Source organism: Sphingomonas sanguinis NBRC 13937 (assembly GCF_001591005.1).
Lineage (GTDB): Bacteria > Pseudomonadota > Alphaproteobacteria > Sphingomonadales > Sphingomonadaceae > Sphingomonas > Sphingomonas sanguinis.
The window spans coordinates 144341-166929 of record NZ_BCTY01000001.1 but is presented as its reverse complement, the minus strand read 5'-3'; the positions used below and the strand labels follow the sequence as shown (position 1 = coordinate 166929).

The following is a 22589-nucleotide window of genomic DNA, read 5'->3' as shown; positions in this document are numbered from 1 at the left end:
GCGCAGCGGGGATGGGCCCGGCGGCTCTGCTCCCCCCCTCGGCAGCATGTTCGCGGGACTTATCAGGCGCTGGCCGCCGACGGGAGTAAACGGCGACCAGCCCGGTTCTTATGCAATTCCAACGCTTTCGGTGGAATGTCTCGGATGTTACAATACTGTAATCTAAATGATAAGAACCGGTCGGCTCGCCTCAGCGCCAGCCCAGCGCCGGTGCGATGTGGCGCAGGATGTTCTCGATCACGTGGACGTTGTAATCGACGCCCAGCTGGTTGGGCACGGTGAGCAGCAGCGTATCGGCCTCGGCAATCGCCTCGTCGGCGCGCAGCTGTTCGATCAGCCGTTCGGGCTCGGCAGCATAGGAGCGGCCGAAGACGGCGCGCATATTGTCGATCACGCCCACCTGGTCCTGGCTGTCGTCGCGACCGAAATAGGCGCGGTCCTGATCGGTGGTCAGCGCGAAGATCGAGCGGGACACCGACACGCGGGGCGTGCGGCTATGGCCCGCCGCCGTCCAGGCTTCGCGATAGGCGCGGATCTGCTTGGCCTGCTGGACATGGAACGGCTCGCCGCTTTCGTCGGCCTTGAGCGTTGAGCTCTGCAGGTTCATGCCCTGCTTGGCTGCCCAGATCGCCGTCGCGTCGGAGGCTGAGCCCCACCAGATGCGGTCACGCAGGCCCGCCGAATGCGGCTCCAGACGGAGCAGCCCCGGCGGGTTGGCGAACATCGGGCGTGGATTGGGCTTGGCAAATCCCTGGCCCTTCAGCAGGTGCAGGAACACCTCGGCATGGCGGCGGCCCATGTCGGCATCGGTTTCGCCCTGCGCCGGGCCATAGCCGAAATGCCGCCAGCCCTCGATCACCTGTTCGGGCGAACCCCGGCTGATGCCGAGTTGCAGCCGCCCGCCGCTGATCAGGTCGGCGGAGCCCGCATCCTCGACCATGTAGAAGGGGTTCTCGTAGCGCATGTCGATGACACCGGTCCCGATCTCAATGCGAGAGGTCCGGGCTCCCACGGCGGCGAGCAGCGGGAAGGGGGAGGCAAGCTGCTGCGCGAAATGGTGGACGCGGTAATAGGCCCCGTCCGCGCCCAGCTCTTCGGCCGCAACGGCCAGGTCGATGGACTGGAGCAACACGTCCTGCGCCGAGCGCGTCGCGGACTGGGGCGAGGACGACCAATGGCCGAACGACAGGAAACCGATCTTCTTCATGGCCCCAAGATAGGGCCAATGCGCGAGGGGTGCACCTGCCGCCATGGAAACGCTCGCTTTCCGAAAAGTAGCGCCCTTGGTGTCTTCTGCGGCCGATGAGCGGAAAGCCTATTTCCGCCAGTCGCGCGCAATCGCCGCCTTCTCGCCCGCCGCGTCGAGCGGCATGTCGGCCATCATGTCCTGCGCCGCCGCCATCAGTTCGGCGTCGGACGATCCGGCCTGGGCGTAACCGCCATTGGCGGCCGGTGTGGAGCCGGGCATCGTCCGCCGGAGCGCCCAGCCCTTGGGGTCGCGACAGGCGATGCCATCGGCCTGGGCCGACTGGAACACCCGGCAAAAGCCATTGTCGCGGGCGCGGAAGCTGACCGCGACGCGGACCGGGCCGTTCCCACCGCTCGCCTGATCGTCGAGCGCGCGGGCGAGCGACCCAGCGGCATAGAGCCCCTGGCCGGTCGCGGCGATCGGTCCCCGATCGACACCCTGGCCGACCAGCACGCCGACGACCAGACACGCCGCCATCGCCGCCGCCGACTGCCAGGAAGGCATCGCAAAGCGCGACTTGGGGGGAGCGGTGCGCACCGGCATCGGCACGACGTTGCTGGCGGCGCTGCCGGTCAGCAGGGCCGCGAGGCGATCGGGCACCGGCTCTTCGGTCAGCGGGGCATAGGCCTGGGCGAGCCGGGCCTTCAGGTGCCGGTGGCGCGCGACCTCTTCGGCCAGCGCGGGGTCCGCCGCCATGGCCCGCTCGACGCGCTTGGTCGTCAAAGGGTCGAGCGCGCCGTCGGCATAGGCCATCAGGATTTCCGGTTCGATCGTCATGCCGCTTCTCCCAGCCGCGCCATCAGCGCCTGTCGCCCGCGCACCAGTCGCGAGGTCAGTGTTCCCATCGGGATGTCCAGTATCTCGGCCGCTTCCTTATAGGCCAACCCCTCGACCAGCACGAGCGCGACCGCCTCGCGCTGGTCGGCGGGTAGCGCCTGCATCGCGGCGTCGACTTCGCCCAGTGCGACGCGCGCCTCGGCATTGCCCTGGGCTCCGACCGTCATTCCGGCCTCCTCGCCGACGAACGTCTCCGCCGCCCGGCGACGCGAGCGGGCGGTGTCGATCCAGGCGTTGCGCATGATCCGGTACATCCAGCTGTCCAATCTCGTCCCCGCCTGCCACGAGCCACGCGCCATCAGCGCCTTTTCGACCGTGACCTGGCAGAGATCATCGGCATCCGCTGCATCATGGGTGAGCGATCGCGCAAACCGTCGCAATCGCGGCAGCAGCGCCAACAGCTCATTCTCGAATGCGGCCAAGCCAATTTCCTTCTTGTGGGGATGAAACGGATGACGAGTTTCGTTTAATCCATGTCAGGACGATTTTTGGCAATGGGAGACGATCGATGAAGTGGCGCGCTCGCCAATACCTGACGCTGCTGATGGCGACCGCCGGGATCGCGGGCGGGGCTGGCATGGTGCGCGCCCAGCTGGGTGGCGCTTTGCCCAATCTGCCGCAGGGCGAGGCACCGGGCCTGCCCATACCGGGGCCGCTGTCGTCGTTTGGACTGCCCAGGGCGCAGGACCTGTTGGGTCCGGTCGACAATCTGGCGCGGCGGGCCGCGGCACGGCTGGACGGCTTGCGTCGCCAGACCTTCGCCCAGCTGGTCCGCGAGCATCCCGATGCCATCGTGCTCGACCCCCAGGGCTTTCCCGCGCGCGCCGGGGAGGTGGTGGTCGACACCCCCAGCGATGGGCTGATCGCCGCAGCGACCAAGGCGGGCTATGCGATCATCGAGCGGGACGACGTGCTCGGCGTCGGTTTCGCCCGGTTGCGGGTGCCCCAGGGCGTGTCGCTCAAAACGGCGCTGGACCAGCTGCGCAGGCTGGGCGGCGACGTGAGCGCGGATCAGCTGCATCTGGCGAGCGGCGCTGGGGTCGCGATGGTCGCGCCGCCGCTCGCCGGACAGGCGGCGAAGGCGGACACGATGGTCGGCGTGATCGACGGCGGTGTCGAGGGGGCGGCGATGCTGCGCGGTTTTGCAAGCGGTGCGCCGCGCCCCAACGATCATGGCACGGCCGTCGCGTCGCTGATCGCCGGGGGGCACGGCATTCGGGGCGCCTTGCCCGGAGCGCGGATCGCCTCGGCGGATGTCTATGGCACCGATCCGGCGGGCGGCAATGCGACCGCCATCGCCAAGGCGCTCGGCTGGCTGGTCGGCGCGCGGGTGCCGGTGGTGACGATCAGCCTGGTCGGGCCGTCCAATCCCTTGCTGGCGCGGGTCGTCGCGGCGGCGCAGGCGCGGGGCACGATCATCGTCGCGGCCGTCGGCAACAATGGCGCCGCCTCGCCGCCCGCCTATCCTGCATCCTATCCCGGTGTCATCGCGGTCAGCGGCGTCGACCGCCGCAACCGTCCGCTGATCGAGGCGGGGCGGGCCGAGCATCTCGATTATGTCGCCCCGGCGGCGGACATGCTGGCGGCGGGTGTCAGCGGCCGACGCTTTGCGGTGCGTGGCACCTCCTTTGCCGCGCCCCTGGTCGCGGGGCGGATCGCGGCGGTCTATCCGACGCCCGACCCGGCGCAGCGTCGTGCCACGCTGGCGAAGATCGATGCCGAGGCGCGTCGATCGGGGCTGCGCGGGCCCGAAAAAAGCATCGGTCGTGGAATGGTTTGCGGGGATTGTCGCACCGATCCCCAATAAAAATCGAAAAATTGCGGATTAAACCCATCACCCGTTTCGTTGTCCCAGCAGAAGTTAAGGAGAACGAAGATGAAGAACATTCTGTCTGGCACCGCGATCCTTGCCATTGCTCTGGTCGCAAGCCCTGCATCGGCGCAGCTTCTTGGTGGTGGCGGCCTGACCGGTGGTCTGGGTGGTCAGCTTGGCAGTGTTGCTGGCGGCGCGACCGGTGGCCTGACCGGCAGTCTCTACAGCGCCACGCGGTCGGGTCGGGTCGCCACCGACAATGCGACCCGCGCCCGGGGTTCGGTGCGCGGCGACCGCAATGTCGACCTGCGCCGGGGCCGGGTCAGCGCGTCGGGCAATGCCACGGGTGGTTCGACGCTGGACAGCGCGACGCGGGTCGGGAACCGGTCGGGCGGCGCCAATGGCACGACCTTCGGCACGGTCGGTGGCGGCGTCGATGCCCAGCTGATCGGCACTGATGCAGTGCGCGACGTGGCCGGTCGCGGCGTGAATACGGTCGGCAACGTCGCTGGCCGGGCGCGTGATACGGCTGGCGCGGTCGGAAACCGGGCACGGGGTGCGGTCTCCAACCTGACCGGGCGCGCCGCCAATGCGGCCGGGAATGCCGCGGGCTCCGGTTCGGGTTCGCTGTCGGCGGCGGGCGGCAATGGCGCGCTGTCGGGCAACCTGGCGCTGGCGGGTAGCGGTGCTGCGCAGGGCGGGGCCTTCCCAGTCAACACCGGCATGGTCGTCAACGACGCGCAGGGCCGGGCGATCGGTGCGGTTCAGTCGGTCCGCACCAATGCGGAGGGCGCGGTAGAGCGGGTGCTCGTGAAGGTGGGTGATCGGATCGCCAACCTGCCCGCCGCGAACTTCTCGGGCTCGGGCAACGTCCTGGTTTCTGCCATGGGGCAGGGCGGTGTGAGCAGCGCCGCCAAGTAATATCGCGGACAAGGGAATGCGCCCGACCAATGATGGTCGGGCGCATTTTCACGTTTAGCGGGTGGCGAAATACCGCTCCAGCCGCGTGGCCTCGGCCGGGCTGATCGCCACGACCGCGCCATGTTTGGGCCGGGCGAAGTTGGTCGCCTTCATCGGCGATCCCGGCTCGTTGAAGCGGCCGATATTGCGATAGGTCACGAAGTCGGTGGTTTCGGAAAAACCCATATTGTTCGGGTTGATGCCGAACACATCGTACATCAGAACATAGGTGTTCTTGCCGCTACGCTTCCATAGGGTTGGCGCTTCCGTCCCGACGGTTTCGGGATCGACCTTGCGCAGGTCCTTCGTCCAGCCGCTGTTGATGCTCGACGATTCCGAATGGCGGATATTGCCGGGTGCCTGATGCGCCACATAGAACATATGATATTTGTCGCCGACCTTGGTGATGTCGGCATCGATCACGTTCACCTTGGGATCGGGATAGTCGAACAGCGTCTTGGGCTCTTCGGTCAGCGTGATGAAATCCTTGTCGGCATAGGAATAGACCAGATAGTTGGGCCCGTTGCCGTCGCGGGTGGTGAAATAGACCATCAATGCCTTGCGCTGAGGATCGTAGATCGTCTCGGGCGCCCACATATTGCCCGCGTTGCGGTAGCGCGGGAACAAGGCCGAGGGCATGACACGGGACCGTGACCAGTGGATGAGGTCATAGGACTTCATGAAGATCATGTTGCGGTTGTTGCCCCAGCTATACTGCTCTTCGGGCCGTTCCCACTGGGTATCGCGCAACCCTTCGCGCTTGGCGAAGATGTGGAGGTCGGTCATCGACATATAGAAGCCGCCATCGGGACCGCGCATGATATGGGGATCGCGAATGCCCTTCTGCTCGGCCGCTTCCCGCCCGCTCATCACCGCCTTGCCGCCATTGACGTCGGTGAAGCTGTAGCCGTCGCGCGACGTCGCGAAGTGAAGCGAATGATCTTCGTCGGTGAAATAGGTCATCAGATAGGCCGTCCGCGCATCGCGGGGGGCGGGCGGCTTGGGCAGGCGATCCTTGGCCACGATTTCCAACTGGCGAGGCGCGGTGGCGGGTGCCTGTCCGCTGGCATGGATCGCCGTTGTTGCCAGGAGCGCGCCGATGGCCACGCACGTATGAATCAAGGTCTTCATCCATCTCTCCCCTTTTCGGGAGAGGCTATGTCAACTGTCCGACAAATGCCATAGGCCGACCGTGACAAAATATGTCAGGATGAACGGCGCTATGGCATTTATCAGCGTGAATGCTAGCCGTGAGCCGGGATGCCCTGCGCTGCGGGCAATTCCGTAATGTCGGAGGATTCCGCCCAAAGGTTGATCCCGCCGTCCATGGCCGCCTGATCGATCGCCGCCAGTTCGTCGCTGGTAAAGTCCAGCCGTGCGACGGCATCGAGCGAGTCGTCCAGTTGCTCGACCGTGCGGGCCCCGATCAGGGCGGAGGTGACGCGGGGATCGCGCAGCACCCAGGCGATGGCCATCTGCGCCAGTGTCTGCCCGCGCGCCTGGGCGATGTCGTTCAACCGCCGGATCGCGCCGAGATTCCGCTCGGTCAGCAGCGACTGCGACAGCGATCCGTCCCGGCTGGCCCGTGCATCCTCCGGCACGCCGTTCAGATACTTATTGGTCAACATGCCCTGGGCGAGCGGCGAGAAGGCGATGCAGCCGGTCCCCAGATCCTCCAGCGTCGCCAGCAGGTCGCGCTCGATCCAGCGGTTCAGGATCGAATAGCTCGGCTGGTGGATGAACAGCGGCACCTTCTCCTCCGCCAGGATGGCGGCGGCGCGGCGGGTGAGCCCTGCGTCATAGGAGGAGATGCCGACATACAGCGCCTTGCCCTGTCGATGCAGCTGGACCAGCGCGCCCATCGTCTCCTCCAGCGGCGTGGTCGGATCGACGCGGTGCGAATAGAAGATGTCGACATAATCGACCCCCATCCGCCTTAGGCTCTGGTCGCAGCTGGCGATCAGATATTTCTTCGACGATCCGATGTCGCCGTAAGGTCCGGGCCACATGTCCCATCCGGCTTTGGTCGACAGGATCAATTCGTCGCGGTGCGAGGCGAAGTCGCTGGCGAGGACGCGGCCGAAATTCTCCTCCGCCGAGCCGTAGGGCGGGCCGTAATTGTTCGCGAGATCGAAATGGGTGACGCCGCGATCGAAGGCGCGGCGCAGGACGGCGCGACCGGTCTCGAACACGTCGCTGCCGCCGAAATTCTGCCACAGGCCCAGGCTGATCGCGGGCAGCTTCAGGCCGCTACGCCCGGTGCGGCGATAGGGCATGCGACCGTCATAGCGTGCGGGGTCGGCGGCATAGGGAGCGGGGAAGGGCATGGACTGTTTCCTCTCGTGTCGGCGGCGATCTTTAGGCGTTGTCGCCGCGACCGCCAATCGAAGAGGCTCGACCCGTCGAGATCGCGATTGGTTCCATGCCACCTCAAAGACTTATCGGCCATGGTCGGGGGGAACCCGATCGGGCGGTCGGTTCTTCATGCCGCAGATTATTGATCCGCGTGAATGATCGGAATGAACGCCTATGCGCCGACCCACCCTGTTCCTGCTCCATGCGTTGGGTGGTAGCGCAAAGGCCTGGACGGGCGTCATCGATCGGCTGGACCACCGTTTCGATTGCGTGGCGCTCGACCTGCCGGGTTTCGGTGACCGTGCCGACGAGGGCTATGTCGATGTCGCGACGATGATCGGCTGGCTGGCGGCCGAGGTCGCGGCGCGGCGGCCCGAACGCTGGTTTCTGGTCGGGCACAGCATGGGTGGAAAGTTCGCCACCTTGCTGGCCGCGCGCGAACAGGACGGCTCCGGCCTGGGCGGGGTCGTGCTGCTGGCCGCCTCGCCACCCGCGCCCGAGCCGATGGCTGAGGATCGTCGGGAGGACATGCTCGACTGGTTCCGCGACGGCCCCGCTAACGAGGCACAGGCGGCGGAGTTCGTCGATGGCAACAGTGCGAAGCCTTTGCCCGAGCCCCTGCGCGAGGCGGCAATCGTCGATGTCCGCCGGTCTTCGCCGGATGCGTGGACGGGCTGGTTGGAGCGCGGCAGCCGGGAGGACTGGCGGGCGGCGGCGGGCGTGATGGCGATGCCCGCGCTGATCGTGGCGGGCGGCGAAGACGGCGACCTTGGCGAGGCGGCGCAGCGCCAGTGGAACGCCCCCCATTATGCCAAGGCACAGGTCTTGGTGGTCGAGGGCGCTGCGCATCTCCTGCCGCTGGAGGCGGCCGACGTCGTTGCCAAACTGATCGCGGATTTTGCCGACCGACATCACGCCTGACAGGATTTCGAGGAGAGAGACGATGGATCTAGGTATCAAGGGCCGCATTGCGCTGATCAGTGGCGCGGACTCCGGCATGGGCAAGGAAACCGCCCGCCTGTTGCTGGAGGCGGGAGTGCGGGTCGCCCTGACGGATAAGCCGGGTGGCTCGCTCGACCAGGCGGTCGAGGAACTGACGTCGCTGGGCGAGGTGATCGCGGTGACGGGCGACGTGACCAAGCCCGAGGATGTCGCCGCGCTCTGGGCCGAGGTGCGCGAGCGGCTGGGCGAGCCGGACATCTATGTCAATTCGGCGGGCGTCACCGGCGCGACTGGCGATTTCCTGGAGATCGACGACAAGGGCTGGCAGGAGACGCTGGACATCGACCTGATGGGCGCGGTCCGCATGTGTCGTGAGGCGATCCCCGCGATGCGTCGCAAGGGCTGGGGTCGCATCATTCTGATGGCGTCCGAAGACGCGGTGCAGCCCTATGTCGAGGAACTGCCCTATTGCGCGGCGAAGGCCGGTATCCTCAGCCTCGCCAAGGGTCTGTCCAAGGCCTATGGCGGCGACAATGTGCTGGTGAACACCGTGTCGCCCGCCTTCATCGCCACGCCGATGACCGATGCAATGATGGAGAAGCGCGCCAAGGAGAAGGGCGTCAGCTTCGACGAAGCGATCGAGAGCTTCCTGGACGAAGAGCGTCCCGGCATGGAACTGAAGCGGCGTGGCCGTCCCGAAGAGGTTGCCGCCGCCGTCGCCTTCCTCGTGTCCGAACGGGCGAGCTTTATCAACGGTGCGGGCCTGCGGGTGGACTCGGGATCGGTCTTTACCATCGCCACCTGATGTCGGATCGGGACGGCGTGGCGTTCGGCATCGTCGCACGCTACGCTGTCCCGAATGATAAAAGGGGTAGGGATGCGATATTCGACATGGTGGCTGGCGGGCGTGGCACTGCTGGCGGCGGGAACGGCTCTGGCACAGCAGGCCGAGGCGCCGTCGCTAGGCGCTACCAACTATGCCTATACCGGTGCGATGGTCACCCCGTCCGGGCGGCCGAGTTTCGGCGACGAGTTTACCCGGACGATCGACCAGAGACGGTGGCGCTGGGATACGGCGCAGAACAAGCATGGCTGGCCCAATAACGAACTCGAATATTATGCCGGGCCGGAACGGACCAACGCCCGCGTCGAAAAGGGCGCATTGGTCATCGAGGCTCGCGCCGAGACACCGCGCGACGCCGCCGATTGGGGCGGACAGCGCTATACCTCTGCCAAGCTGGTGACACGCGACCCGCTGGGCTACGGCTTTTACGAGGTGCGAGCGCAATTGCCGTGCGGGCGCGGCATGTGGCCTGCCATCTGGCTGCTCCCGATGGACGGCTCACGCTGGCCCGATGGCGGTGAGATCGACATCATGGAAATGGTCGGCTTCGACCCCGATGTGATCCACGCGACGGTCCACTCCGCCGCGTTCAATCACCGGCTGAAGACACAGCGCGGGGCGCAGCTTCGTGTGGCGGGCGCCTGCACCACCTATCATCGCTACCAACTGGAATGGACGCCCGAGACGATCACCATCGGGGTCGACGGCCGTGCCTATATGCGGGTGAAGAACGACCAGCCCGGCGGCGCGGCGGCGTGGCCGTTCACCCGGCCCTATTCGCTGATCCTGAACCTGGCGGTCGGCGGCGACTGGGGCGGGCAGAAGGGCGTGGATGATGCCGCCCTGCCGCAGGTGATGAAGGTCGATTACGTGCGCTATTGGAAGCGTTGATAATCCTCCCCGGCACGGGGAGGGGGACCAGCGAAGCTGGTGGAGGGGGAGCGCCACAACAGATGACCTTTGCGGAAGCCCCCCCTCCGTCATCGCTTCGCGCTGCCACCCCCCGTGCCGGGGAGGATCTTACAGGAGCGTCCCCGACAGGATCGCCAGCGCGATGGTGAAATAGATCACCAGCCCGGTGACATCGACCAGCGTCGCGACGAACGGTGCCGAGGCGCTTGCCGGATCGAAGCCCAGCCGTTGCAGGACGAAAGGCAGCATCGATCCCGCCAGCGAGCCGAAGGTGACGATGCCGACCAGTCCGGTGCCGACCGTGGTCGCGACCAGACCCCAGTGCGGGCCATAGTCGTAAAAGCCCAAGGTCTGCCACAGCGTGATCCGCGCCATGCCGAGTACGCCCAGGATCGCGCCGAGCGTCAGCCCGGCGGGCAGTTCGCGCAGCGCGACCCGCCACCAGTCGCGCAGGCGGACTTGGTTCAGGGCGAGGGCGCGGATGATCAGCGAGGTCGCTTGGCTGCCGCTATTGCCGCCCGAGCTCATGATGAGCGGGATGAACAGGGTCAGCACGACCGCGCGCTCCAGCTCGGACTCGAAATGCTGCATCGCGCTGGCGGTCAGCATTTCCGAGAAGAACAGGATGCTCAGCCACCCGGCCCGCTTGCGGATCATCGCGAGGAAGCCGGTTTCGAGATAGGGATCGTCGAGCGCCTCGACACCGCCGAACTTCTGTGTGTCCTCGGTATGCGCCGCAACCAGCGCGTCGAGCACGTCGTCGACGGTCACGATGCCCATCGGCCGACCCTGTTCGTCGACGACCGGCAGCGCGAGCAGGTCGTGGCGACGGATCAGATGCGCCACTTCCTCGCGGTCGGTGGTCGGCGCGACGGTGATCGGATCATGACCGCGGGCCAGATCGATCGCGGGCGACTCCGGCTCGGCGGCGATCAGCTGACGGAGCGAGACGGTCGCGACCAGCCGCCCCTGCGGCTCCAGCAGGAAGACCGAATAGACGGTCTCGCGGCTGCGCTCGACGGTGCGGATATGCGCCAGCACCTCGGCGACGGTGGCATCGGCGGAGGCGGCGACATATTCGGTCGTCATCATGCCGCCCGCGCTGGCGGGTGGCCAGCGGAGCAGCGTTTCGATCGAGGCGCGGACGGGGGCAGGCAGCCCGGCGCGCAGCGCGGCGGCGTCCTCTTCCTCCATGTCGGACAGCACGTCGGCGGCGCGGTCCTCCGACATTTGCGACAGGAGCGCGACCGCGCGGGCCGGGGCCAGGCGGGACAGGATATCGGCGGCCGAGCGCAGTTCCGGGCTGTCGAGCACGGCGACGGCGCGGGCGTCGGGCATTTGAGTCAGGGCGTCGGCCGCTTCCTCGATGGAAAGCGACTGCAGCGTATCGACGAGATCGGCGATGGACAGGCCGCGCCGGGAGGAACGGAAACCGGCGGTGACACCGGCAATCAGATCGTTGACCATTTCAAACCTTTCGTCCGCACGACCCGGGGCGGACGAAAGCCAGTTTCGCGAAACTAGCGGACGACCCCGAGGCGTGCGGCGCTACTGGAACTGTCGCTGGACATGTTCTCGCTTTCTGGAACGACGCGGGGGCTCCCGCGCCTGATCCGCCCTCTGATCCCGTGAGGCGCGATCGTCAACACCGCGGCGGCACCTGACAAATATTTAATGTGCGGACCAAGGTTTCGGCGCGGCGGCTCCGTCTGGAGGGGCAAAGGCATATCCAAGGGGACTCTATTCGTGCATCGCCTGCTCTTCGCCTCGACCGCCACGCTTGCCCTGGTGGCGGGGACGGCCGCTTCGGCCCAGACCGTCATCGATACCAAGCGGACGACGCCTGTCCGTACCGCCACCGTCAACAACGGCGCGGCGGCGGATATCAGCATCGCGGCGGCGGGCAGCGTGGTGACCAGCGGCAGCGGCACCGCCGTCACCATCGACAGCAACAACAAGCTCGCCAATGCCGGGACCATCCAGACGACCGATGCCAATGACGCGATCGGCATCGGCGCGGCGGCGGGCGTAACCGGAGACATTGCCAATAGCGGCAAGATCATCCTCGACGAGACCTATACGCCGACCGATATCGACAAGGACGGCGATCTCGACGGTCCCTTCGCCCAAGGCGCGCGGCGGACCGGCATCCGCACGGCGGGCGGCTTTACCGGCAACATCGCCAATAGCGGCGAGATCACCATCGAGGGCAATGATTCGGCAGGCATCTATCTGAACGGCCCGCTGACCGGCAACTTGGTTCAATCCGGCAAGATCAACGTGCTGGGCGATCGCTCGGTCGGTGTGCGGACCGGTGCGGTGTCGGGCAATGTGACGCTGGGTGGCAGCATCGTCGCGGTGGGCGAGGGTGCGGTCGGCGCGCGGGTCGATGGCGATATTGGCGGCGCGTTGACCATCGAGGGCGGGATCGGTTCGACCGGCTATCGCTACACCACGCCGCCCGCCGACGTGTCGAAGCTCGACCCGGACGATCTGCTCCAGGGCGGATCGGCCCTGGTGATCGGCGGCAACGTCGCGGGCGGTATCACGCTGGGCAATGCGACCGGCAAGGTGGCCGATATCATCTCCAACGGCGCGGCACCTGCGATGCAGATCGGCTCGGCGACGCGGGCCGTCGTGATCGGCGCGACCGGGGGCGCGACTCCGGCGGCGGGGCTGGTGGTCAACGGTCGGATCACCGGTGCGGGTGTCTATAGCGGTGTCCGCGCGACCGCTCTCTCGATCGGCGGGCTCGGCGGCAATGTGCAGATCGCGCAGGGCGTGTTGGTCGGCGGGACGGTGCAGGCGACCGCGAACGGTGCCGAGGCAACCGCGATCCGCTTCGGTTCGGGCGCATCGACGCCGAACTTGACGGTCGGTGGTGCAGTGACCGCGACCGGTGGAGGTGCGCCGACCGCGCTGACCACGGCCGTTCTGATCGACACGGGCGCGTCGGTGCCGACGATCCGCAACACCGGCGCGATCCGGGCGAGCGCATCGGGCGCGAGTGCCACGGCGATCCTCGACCGCAGCGGTGGCCTGACCCTGGTTGAGAATGCCGGGACCATCGCGGGGGCAGGCGCGGACAGTTCGCGCAGCACGGCGATCGACCTGTCGGCCAACACGAGCGGCGCGGTGGTGCGCCAGATCGCCCCCGCGACCGGCGCCGCCGCGCCCAGCATCACCGGCGCGATCCGCTTCGGCAGCGGTGATGACCGGCTTCAGATCGGTGCGGGCTCGGTCAGCGGCGACGTGACCTTCGGCACCGGCAACAACCGCCTGGAGATGAGTGGCTCCGGCACCTATGCGGGCACCGCGACCTTCGGGACGGGCGCGGACACGCTGACCATCGGCGACACCGCGAGCTTCAACGGCGTGGCGGACTTTGCCGGCCTGGGCCAGGACGTTGTGGCGATCACCGGCAAGGGCATCTTCGCCGGACGCCTGACCAACGCCGCCCATGTCGCGGTCACGGTCGCCAGCGGCGGCGGCACCTTCGCCGCCAATGGCGTGACCAATATCGCCTCGCTCAGCCTGGGCGACCAATCGATCCTGAGCGTTGCGCTCGACAAAGCGAACCCGACGGGCAACCTGATCCAGGTCGGCGGCGCGACGACGATCGGCGCGAACAGCCAGTTGGCCCTGCGCGTCTCGGGCGGGACGGATGTGACGGGGCGCTATGTCGTCCTGCGCTCGGGCACGCTGACCGGGGCGAGCAACCTGACGCTCGCCCCCTCGGCCATGCCTTTCCTCTACAAGGGCGCGATCGTCGCGGGCCAGCTGAACGAGATCGCCGTCGAAGTCAGCCGCAAGGCCAAGACCGAACTGGGCCTGAGCAATGCAGGCGTCAGCGCCTTCGATGCGATCGACACCGCGATCGGCAGCGACGCCAAGCTCTCCGATGCGATCCGCGGCATCTATGACGGTGCGGCCTTCCGGGGTGCGGTCGAGCAAATGCTGCCCAACTATACCGGCAGCGTGTTCGAGGGCGTGACCCTGGCGTCCCGCGCCGCCGCGGCGCAGCTTCGCGAACCGGCGGGTGAGTTCAGCGAAGAGGGCAAATGGGGCTATTGGCTGACCCCGCTTGGCTGGGACGCGTCGAAGGGGACGCGTTCGACCCGCAGCTATGATGTGCGCGGCTGGGGCGTCAGCGGCGGGATCGAGCACAAGACCGATGCGGGCAATTTCGGGGCCTCGCTGTCCTACATGAGCGGCCGCGATAACGAGGGCTCCGCCGTCAATCGCGTCAACCACAGCCAGTATGAGCTGGCTGGCTTCTGGCGGGCCCGCTGGGGCGCGCTGGCGGCGCAGGCGCGCGCTTCGGCGGCTTTCCTGTCCTTCGACTCGCAGCGCCAGTTCGATGGTGTGATCGGAACCGAAGCGGTCCAGCGCCGGGCGACCGCCGACTGGAACGGCATGCTCTATTCGGGTTCCGGTTCGGTCTCGTGGGAGCATTGGGTCGGGCAGTTCAACGTGCGACCGATCCTGGCGGTCGACTATTACCGGTTGAACGAGGACGCTCACCGCGAGAGCGGCGGCGGCACCGGATACGACCTGACGGTGCGCAAGCGGACCAGCGACGAGCTGGCCCTGACCGCCAGCGTCGCGGCGGGCATCAATTTCGGCGGCGACAATCGCTATGCCCAGTGGAGCCGTTTGGAGATCGAGGGCGGTCGGCGCGAGCGTATCGCGGGTACGCTGGGCCGCACGGTCGCCAGCTTCGGTGACGGCACGCCCTTCGTCCTCAATCCCGAGGCACGCGACGGCGGCTGGGTGGGCCGCGTCCGTGCGATCACCGGCACCAGCGAGATTCGCCTGAGCGGCGAGGTCAACGCCGAACAACGTCTTGGCAACGTCGCGCTGTCGGCGCGCGCGGCCCTTCAGTTCGCCTTCTAGGCGAGTTCGGTCGCGTGCATCCCCCCTGTAGCGCACGCGGCCGTTCGGAGCCCCACCACGCGTCCCGGTGGGGCTCCTTTTCATATCAGGGCGGTTCGGCTAAACGCCGATGCTCCCCGCCCATTTCGCCGGTTCACTCCATGTCGCCCACCGGGATCGAGGCCGTTTTCCTCGCCAATCGCGAAAAGCTGGTCCGCTTCCTGGCGGCGCGCGGCGCGGGCGATGCGGCGGAGGATCTGGTGCAGGACCTGTGGGTCAAGCTGTCGGGGCGGATGGATGGGCCGATCGCCAACCCGCTGGCCTATCTCTACCGCGCGGCCGACATGCTGATGATCGACCGCTATCGCTCGCGCAGGCAATCGGAGCAGCGCGAACAGCATTGGGCAGAAGGGCATGAGTCCGAAACTCCCGAGGCCGAGCGGACCCTGATCGCCCGCCAGACCGCCGAGCGGATCGCCCAGGCACTGGCGGCTTTGGGCGAACGGCCCGCCACCGTCTTTCGCCGCGTGCGGGTGGAGGGTTTGGCGCAGAAGCGGGTCGCCGAGGAATTGGGGATCAGTATCAGTACGGTCGAAAACGACCTTCGCCTGGCCGCCCAGGCCATTGCCGCGCTCAAGGAACAGATCGGATGAGCCAGGACCGACATACCGCCCCCGGCATCGACGCCGAAGCGCTCGACTGGGCGCTGCGCATGGCGGACCCCGCGCGCGCCGACTGGGATGCGTTCACCGACTGGCTGGAGGTCGACCCCGGTCATGCCGAGCGCTACGACCGGATGGCGGCGACGCTGCTGGACGCGGAAGAGGCCTTGGCGGCGCATCCCGAGCTGCTGGCCGAACCTCAGCCGACCGCACCCCGGCGCGGCGCATTGCGCTGGATCGGCGGAGCGGTGGCCGCGGCACTGGTGGGCGCCATCGGGCTCCAGGCATGGCAGGACCGGTCGCAACCCTATGCGGTGGAGACGGCGGCGGGGGAGACTCGTGTACTGGCTTTGGCCGACGGCAGCGCGATCACGCTGGCGGGCGCGAGCCGGATCGCGCTGGACCGCGCCGATCCGCGCCGGGCGAGTCTGGAGCGGGGCGAGGCGCTGTTCCGAGTGAAGCATGACGACCGGCGTCCCTTCGCGGTGCAGGCGGGCGGGGTCGCGCTGGTCGATCTGGGCACGGTGTTCGACGTGCGGCTGGGCCAGCGGCAGACCCGCGTGGCGGTCGCCGAGGGCGCGGTCATGGTCGATCCCAAGGGGGCCGCGATGCGCCTCGACGCCGGGCAGGCCGTGGTGGTCGAGAAGGACCGGCTGGTCCGCGCGTCGGTCGAGCCCGAGGATGTCGGCGGCTGGCGGGACGGGCGGCTGGCCTTTGACGGCGCACCCTTGCGCGAAGTGGCCGAAGACCTGTCGCGCTTCCTGCGACAGCCGGTGTCGGTGGCGCCCGCCATCGCGACGCGGCCGTTCCGTGGCGTGATCGACATTCAGGCCGTCCGGCGCGACCCGGCCTTGTTGGGATCGTTGATGGATGTACGGGTGCGGCAAGACGCCGCTGGCTGGATGCTGGAACCACGCGGGTGAGAATAGCCGCGGGCGGCATCGTCGGGATCGCCCTGTTCGCTGGCGCGCCCGCGTTGGCGGCGGAGCGTGTGCCGGTCGACCTGCCCGCCGGGACCGTGGGCACGCAGGTCATGGCGCTGGGCCGCGCCTTGCGGGCGAATATCACCGTGCCGGATGCCGGGCTGTGGCGCCGCCCCGTGCCCGCCCTGCGCGGGCGCTTGTCGGTCGAACAGGCGCTGGCGGCCATCGCGCGGGGCAGCGGCGCGCGGGTTGAGGTGCTGGGCCCCGGCGCATGGCGGCTGACCCCGCGGCTGCGAACGCCCGCGCCGCCTGTGGTGCGCCGCTCCCCCAGGCCGCTGCCTCCCGAAGTCTCCAGCGACGATATCGTCGTCACCGCCAGCAAGCGCGATACGACCCGCGACCATTTCGCCGGACAGGTGGTGCAGGTCGCGGGGGCCGACCTGGAACTGGGCGGGGCGGGCGGCACATCGAAACTCGCCGACCGGATGACGGCCATCGCGTCCACCTATCTGGGCGCGGGGCGCAACAAGCTGTTCATCCGGGGCATTGCCGATTCCAGCTTCACCGGGCCGACCCAGGCGACCGTCGGACAATATTTCGGCGACCTGCGGCTCAGCTACAACGCGCCCGATCCTGACCTGCGCCTGGCCGATCTGGCGGCGGTCGAGGTGCTGGAGGGGCCGCAGGGGACCCTATACGGCGCGGGTTCGCTGGGTGGTTTGATCCGGCTGGTGCCCAACGCCCCCGATGCGACGCGAGCCGGGGGGTCGGTGATGCTCGGTGGATCGGCGACGACCGACGGCGCGCCGGGGGTGGATGCGCAAGCAGTGCTCAACGTGCCGATCATCGCTGACCGGCTGGCGATCCGCCTGGTTGCTGACAGCGCCAGCGAGGGCGGCTATATCGATAAGCCGCTGCTCGGCCGCACCGATGTCAACCGGACCCGGATCGCGGGCGGCCGGGCGGCGCTGAAGGCCGATCTCGGTGGCGGATGGACCATCGAGGCGATCGGCATCGGCCAGCGTATTCGCGGTGCGGACAGCCAATATGCCGATCGCGACGGCCCGCCGCTGACCCGTTCCTCACCCGTTACCGAGGGCTTTTCGTCCGATTTCGGACAGGCGCAGCTGGTCGTCTCCGGGCGGTTGGGACAGGTCCGCTTCCGCTCCAGCAGCGGCATCACCGCGCACGATTTGATGGAGCGTTACGACGCCACCCCGCCCGGCGGCCCGGTCCAGCTGTTCGCTCAGGCCAACGCCACGCGGATGCAGGCCAATGAGACACGCGCCTGGCATTCCGCGCCGGACGGATCAGGCTGGCTGGTGGGGTTCAGCTATGTCCACAACCGTACCCGCCTGACGCGCCTGTTCGGTGAGCCGGGGCAGTTGGTGCCCCGCACCGGTGTCGTCAACACGGTGGAGGAAGCGACGCTCTATGGCGAGGCGAGCCTGCGCCTGCTTCCCGGCCTGCTGACCACCGGCGGGCTTCGCGTGACCCGTTCGGTGCTGGATGGGGCGGGGGAGGATTTGCCCGCCGCCTTGTCCTTCCAGACGCTGGCGCGTCTGCGCGAGGTTACGGCACGGCGCGCGCAGACCATCTTGCTGCCCTCCGCATCCGCGCTGATCGACCTGACGCCGGGGGCGCAGCTGTTCCTGCGCTATCAGCAGGGGTTTCGGCCCGGCGGGCTGACGATCGAGGGGCCTCTGGTCCGCCGGTTCCGCAACGACCGGGTGTCGACGATCGAGGCGGGCCTGCGGAGCGGGCAGCCCGGGCGCGACCGGTTCGACGGATCGCTGACGCTCGCCCACACGTCATGGCGCGATATCCAGGCGGACTTCATCGACGCAACCGGCCTGCCCAGCACGGCCAATATCGGCGACGGCCAGCTTTGGACGATCGAGGCGCTGGCGGGCTTTCGGATCGCGGCCGGACTGCGGGTCGAGGGAGCGGTGTCCTATAATGACAGCCGGATCGATGAGCCGTCGAGCGCGCAGGTCTTTGCCTTGATGGACGGGCAGACGGTGGACCGCGCCGCGATCCTGGCGCGGCTGAGCCAAATTCCCAACATCGCCCGCTTCACCGGTCGGACGGGCTTGGTCTATCGGCGGACGCTGGCGGGCGAGCGCGACCTGCGCGTCGATGGCTGGCTGCGCTATGTCGGCGCGTCGCGACTGGGCGTCGGGCCGATCCTGGGCGAGCGGCAGGGCGAGTATTGGGACAGCGGCGTGACCTCGCGACTGGGGCTGGGCCCGTTCGGGCTGACGGCGGGGATCACCAACCTGGCCAATGTACGCGGCAACCGGTTCGCGCTGGGCACGCCCTTCGCCACCGGTCGAGATCAGGTGACGCCGCTGCGCCCGCGTACGCTTCGTATCGGTCTCGACGCGGCGTTCTGATCAGGGTTTGGTGAACAGGGACAGCGGCACCGCCTCGGCCATCGCCTGATATCCCGCCATGCTGGGGTGGAGATGGTCGCCGGAGTCATAGGCGGGCAGCAGGTGGTCGGGCTTGGCCGGATCGCGCACCACCCGGTCGAAATCGACCACCCCGTCGAAGATGTCCGCCGTACGGATGAAACGATTGATCGCCTGGCGATCCGCCTCGGTCTCGGGGCCGGGATGGTAATAGTCGTTGCCCTGAAACGGCGTGATCGTCCCGATGATCAGACGAATGCCATGCGCATGGGCCCGCTCGACCAGCTGGCGATAGGCGGCGATGATCTGGCGCACCATCGCCTGATGCGTGGCCGCGTCGACGGGGTGCTCGCGGGTCAGCACGCCCAGATCGTTCACGCCCTCCAGCAGGATCGCATGGCTGACGCCGGGCCGGGCGATGACGTCGCGATCGAACCGCGCCATCAGATTGGGCCCCAGCCCGTCGAGCAGCACCCGGTTGCCCCCGATCCCCGTATTGACGACCGAAAAGCCGCGCGTGGCGGGGGAGGCGGCGAGCCGCCGGGCGAGGTCATCGGGCCAGCGCCGGTTGCTGTTGTCGGCGATGCCATAGCCATCGGTAATCGAGTCCCCGATCGTCACGATGGTACGGCGCTGCACCGCGTCCTGCACTTCGACATCGGACAGGCTCCACCAGCCGCCAATGGCCTGCGCCTCGGGCAGGGCGGTGCGCGCGGTGGCGTCGCCTGCGATCAGGAAGGTCGTGCCCCGCGCCGCCGAATGGCCGGTCGGCGTGGTGACGGTGTCAGGGAAATAGAGGCTGACCGCGACATCGCTCCCCGTCTGGACCGGCAGCGCGATCGGATCGGAGTAAAGCTCGGCTCCGGGCGGCAGGATGACGTCCGCCCGGCCGTCGAAGCGGACCGGCAGCGGAGCCGCGACGTCCGCTCGGCCGGTTGTGGCGAGACCGATGCTCGCCGCGCCGATGTGCAGCGGCGTGGAGCCGGTCAGGTTCGACAGGCGCAGGCGAAGAACCTTGCCCGTCGCGGTCAGGTGGACGAACTGGCGGATGGTGGCGGGACCGGCCTTGGCGAGCTTGTCGGCGTTGGCGCCATCGACCCGCATCTGCGCCGAGCCCCAGGCGGGCGTCCAGCGCACCTCCCGCGCCAGTGCCGGAGCGGCGACCAGAAGCGGCAGCGCGAGCAGCCCCGTCAACCGGTGCGGAAAGCGGCGTGCCTTCATCTCCATCCTCTCATTTCCATCGATCGGCGCTTGCGGCCATGGCTTATGGTAGCGATAACGTGGCTCAAAGCAAACGAGAAGGCTCCTGGCCAGATTGCCAGAGGGTCAGGAGAGAGACGATGCGCCATTTGCTCTTGTCCGCCGCATGGCTGGCCCTGTTGCCGGGTGTGGCCTGGGCTGCGCCGGACTGTGCGGGGCCGGTTGTGGCGTGCGAGCGGGCAACGCCCGGCGCGCTGAGCCTGTTGGCGCCGAGGCGCTCCACCGGGGTGCTGGTCGATCCGCAGGATGAACCGGGCGTCCGCCGTGCCGCGACCGATCTGGTCGCCGACCTGAAGGCGGTGGGCGGCGGCGATGTCCGCCTGACCGATAAGCCGGGCGGCGGTGTGGCGATCATCGCCGGAACGCTCGGCCATAGCGCGGTGATCGACGCGCTGGTGAGGGCGGGCAAGATCGACGCGCGGGGCTTGGCGGGTCAGTGGGAAGGCTATGTCGAACAGGTCGTCGACAACCCCCTGCCGGGCGTCACCCGTGCCTTGGTGATCGTGGGTGCGGATCGGCGGGGCACCATTTTCGGCCTCTATGATATCAGCGCCAAGGCCGGGGTCAGCCCCTGGACATGGTGGGCGGACGTTCCGGCGCAGCGCCGTCCGACGCTCTATCTGACGGCAGGCCGGGTCGCCGACCATCCGGTGGTCAAGTATCGCGGCATCTTCATCAACGACGAAGAGCCCGGTTTCGGCGGCTGGGCGCGTGCCAAGTTCGGCGGGGTCAATCACCTGGCCTATGAGAAGGTCTTCACCCTGCTGCTGCGCTCCAAGGCCAATTTCCTGTGGCCCGCCATGTGGGGCAAGTCGCTCTGGGAAGACGATCCCGCCTCCGCCCCGCTGGCGCAGCAGATGGGGATATTGCTCGGCACCTCGCACCATGAACCGATGCAGCGGGCCCAGGCCGACTGGAAACGCGAGGGGAGCGGCCCCTGGGACTATAGCAAGAACGGCCCAGCACTTCGCGCCTTTTGGCGCAAGGGGATCGAGCGGCGGGGCAAGGCGGAGGACCCCGTGACGATCGGAATGCGCGGCGACGGTGACGAGCCGATGACCGAAGGCACCGCGATCGACCTGCTCCAGGGGATCGTGCGCGACCAGCGACAGATCATCGCCGACGTGACCCACCGCCCAGCATTGGATACGCCGCAGGTCTGGGCGCTCTATAAGGAAGTGCAGGATTATTATGACCAGGGGATGCGCGTCCCCGATGACGTGACCCTGCTCTTCGCCGACGACAATTGGGGCAATATCCGCCGCCTTCCACCCGTGGGGGCACGCCGCGCCGGGGGGGCGGGCGTCTATTACCACTTCGATTATGTCGGCGGCCCGCGCAACTATAAGTGGTTGGACACCAACGCGATCCCGCGCGTATGGCAGCAGATGCGGATGGCATCCGACTATAGCGCGGACCGGTTGTGGATCGTCAATGTTGGTGACCTGAAGCCGATGGAATATCCGACCAGCTTCTTCCTCGACATGGCGTGGAATCCGGCGCGGATGGACCTGACGGCGATGCAGTCTTACCCGAGCCGCTGGGCGACGCAGCAGTTCGGCCCGGCGCATGGGGCCGAGATCGGTGCGCTCCTGACCCGCTATGGGCAACTCGCCAGCCGCCGCAAGCCCGAGCTGATCGATGCGACGACCTATGGTCTGGCGAATGGCGAATGGGCGCGGGTGCTGGGCGAGTGGAATGCGCTCGATGCGGCCGCGCGTAAGGTCGGGGCCGCGCTCCCCGCCGCCCAGCCCGATGCCTATTACGAGCTGGTCCTCCACCGGATCGAAGCGATGACCAACCTTCATCGCCTGTATCAGGCGGTTGCGGCCAACCGAGCGGCGGCACAAGCGGGGGATGCGAAGGCGGCGGCGCGTTTCGCCGAGGCGGCACGGGGCTATTTCGCGCAGGATTCCGCGATCCGGCGGCACTATGAAGTCGACACGGCGGGCGGCAAGTGGACCAGCATGATGGCCCAGACCCATATCGGCTATACCGGCTGGCAACAGCCCGATAGCGATGTGATGCCTGCGCTGGCCAGCGTGGATAAGCCGCTGCCGCTTCCCCCGATTGCCGCCGTGCCACACTTGCGGATCGCCGCCGATGCGGGACGCGCGGTCGATGGGCGGGGTGTCCGATGGCAGCGTGTGGCGGGCTTTACGGTAGAGGGCGCGGCGATGGTCGCGACTCCTACCACTGCCCCGGTGATCGAGCGGCCTGGTGGAGACAGTCCGCATATCGTTTATGATGTGAACTGGGACCGCGCTGGTCCGGTCACGCTGGGCGTCGTCACCGCCCCCGGGCTGGACGTGCGGGGTGGTGGCAAACACCGGGTCGCACTGTCGGTCGATGACGGCGCGCCCATCATGCTGAACCTGATGGGGGGGGAAAGCGAGGCAAGCTGGGGGCGCGCGGTGATCGAAAACCGCCGCGTCGCCACGACCGTGCTGCCGTCACTGGCGGCGGGCAGGCACCGGATCACCCTGTGGCTGGTCGATCCCGAAGTGGTGTTCGAGGGGGTGACGCTCGACCCCGCCGGTTAA

General features: G+C 67.9%; 17 protein-coding genes. 10 read left to right on the top strand and 7 right to left on the bottom strand.

The genetic code is table 11. The features are described 5' to 3' along the window. Positions 1-190 precede the first annotated feature (190 nt). The 3 genes from SSA01S_RS00755 to SSA01S_RS00745 form a co-directional block, all read right to left on the bottom strand. Positions 191-1207: an LLM class flavin-dependent oxidoreductase gene (locus tag SSA01S_RS00755; RefSeq protein ID WP_061778748.1), complete on the bottom strand. Its 1017-nt coding sequence runs from the start codon at positions 1205-1207 to the stop codon at positions 191-193. 108 nt (positions 1208-1315) lie between these two features. Further along, positions 1316-2026, bottom strand: a complete 711-nt coding sequence (locus SSA01S_RS00750) for an anti-sigma factor family protein (protein ID WP_061778747.1) — start codon at positions 2024-2026, stop codon at positions 1316-1318. Next, on the bottom strand, positions 2023-2514 hold the full coding sequence (locus SSA01S_RS00745) for an RNA polymerase sigma factor (RefSeq protein ID WP_394664509.1): 492 nt from the start codon (positions 2512-2514) through the stop codon (positions 2023-2025). Before SSA01S_RS00745 ends, SSA01S_RS00750 begins: the two co-directional genes overlap by 4 nt. Before the next feature lie 80 nt (positions 2515-2594). On the opposite strand from SSA01S_RS00745, the gene SSA01S_RS00740 reads away from it, so the two are divergent. Next, positions 2595-3893, top strand: a complete 1299-nt coding sequence (locus SSA01S_RS00740) for a S8 family serine peptidase (protein ID WP_061778746.1) — start codon at positions 2595-2597, stop codon at positions 3891-3893. A gap of 69 nt (positions 3894-3962) precedes the next feature. After that, entirely contained in the window at positions 3963-4820 is an 858-nt protein-coding gene (locus SSA01S_RS00735) for a hypothetical protein (RefSeq protein ID WP_061778745.1), read from the top strand. 54 nt (positions 4821-4874) lie between these two features. Here the strand turns inward: SSA01S_RS00735 and SSA01S_RS00730 are convergent, their stop codons facing one another. Together SSA01S_RS00730 and mgrA are read right to left on the bottom strand one after the other, a co-directional pair. Next, positions 4875-5990 (bottom strand): glycoside hydrolase family 43 protein, encoded by a 1116-nt coding sequence (locus SSA01S_RS00730; protein ID WP_061778744.1) that lies wholly within the window; start codon positions 5988-5990, stop codon positions 4875-4877. Between the two features lie 113 nt (positions 5991-6103). After that, the gene (gene mgrA, locus SSA01S_RS00725; RefSeq protein WP_061778743.1) at positions 6104-7186 is read right to left on the bottom strand and encodes an L-glyceraldehyde 3-phosphate reductase; all 1083 of its coding nucleotides are present in this window, start codon (positions 7184-7186) and stop codon (positions 6104-6106) included. Between the two features lie 202 nt (positions 7187-7388). Here mgrA and SSA01S_RS00720 point away from each other — a divergent pair, with 202 nt between their 5' ends. From SSA01S_RS00720 to SSA01S_RS00710, 3 genes are all read left to right on the top strand, one after another. Next, positions 7389-8135: an alpha/beta fold hydrolase gene (locus tag SSA01S_RS00720; RefSeq protein ID WP_061778742.1), complete on the top strand. Its 747-nt coding sequence runs from the start codon at positions 7389-7391 to the stop codon at positions 8133-8135. Between the two features lie 22 nt (positions 8136-8157). Further along, a complete protein-coding gene (locus SSA01S_RS00715; protein WP_061778741.1) occupies positions 8158-8961 on the top strand; it encodes an SDR family NAD(P)-dependent oxidoreductase in 804 nt (267 codons plus the stop codon). 72 nt (positions 8962-9033) lie between these two features. Continuing rightward, positions 9034-9891 (top strand): glycoside hydrolase family 16 protein, encoded by an 858-nt coding sequence (locus SSA01S_RS00710; RefSeq protein WP_061778740.1) that lies wholly within the window; start codon positions 9034-9036, stop codon positions 9889-9891. A gap of 129 nt (positions 9892-10020) precedes the next feature. Here the strand turns inward: SSA01S_RS00710 and mgtE are convergent, their stop codons facing one another. Continuing rightward, complete coding sequence (gene mgtE, locus SSA01S_RS00705; protein ID WP_061778739.1) at positions 10021-11379, bottom strand: magnesium transporter; 1359 nt, start codon at positions 11377-11379, stop codon at positions 10021-10023. Between the two features lie 279 nt (positions 11380-11658). Between mgtE and SSA01S_RS00700 the strand changes: the two genes are divergently transcribed. From SSA01S_RS00700 to SSA01S_RS00685, 4 genes are all read left to right on the top strand, one after another. Then, positions 11659-14808, top strand: coding sequence for an autotransporter outer membrane beta-barrel domain-containing protein (locus SSA01S_RS00700; protein ID WP_061778738.1), 3150 nt, complete (start codon positions 11659-11661; stop codon positions 14806-14808). A gap of 140 nt (positions 14809-14948) precedes the next feature. Beyond that, positions 14949-15440, top strand: a complete 492-nt coding sequence (locus tag SSA01S_RS00695) for an RNA polymerase sigma factor (RefSeq protein WP_061778737.1) — start codon at positions 14949-14951, stop codon at positions 15438-15440. Beyond that, positions 15437-16372 (top strand): FecR family protein, encoded by a 936-nt coding sequence (locus SSA01S_RS00690; protein WP_061778736.1) that lies wholly within the window; start codon positions 15437-15439, stop codon positions 16370-16372. Before SSA01S_RS00695 ends, SSA01S_RS00690 begins: the two co-directional genes overlap by 4 nt. After that, on the top strand, positions 16369-18768 hold the full coding sequence (locus SSA01S_RS00685; RefSeq protein WP_244885492.1) for a TonB-dependent receptor: 2400 nt from the start codon (positions 16369-16371) through the stop codon (positions 18766-18768). Before SSA01S_RS00690 ends, SSA01S_RS00685 begins: the two co-directional genes overlap by 4 nt. Here SSA01S_RS00685 and SSA01S_RS00680 read toward each other — a convergent pair whose 3' ends face one another. Further along, positions 18769-20013, bottom strand: coding sequence for an SGNH/GDSL hydrolase family protein (locus SSA01S_RS00680; RefSeq protein ID WP_240954752.1), 1245 nt, complete (start codon positions 20011-20013; stop codon positions 18769-18771). Between the two features lie 113 nt (positions 20014-20126). On the opposite strand from SSA01S_RS00680, the gene SSA01S_RS00675 reads away from it, so the two are divergent. Continuing rightward, complete coding sequence (locus SSA01S_RS00675) at positions 20127-22589, top strand: glycosyl hydrolase 115 family protein (protein WP_061778735.1); 2463 nt, start codon at positions 20127-20129, stop codon at positions 22587-22589.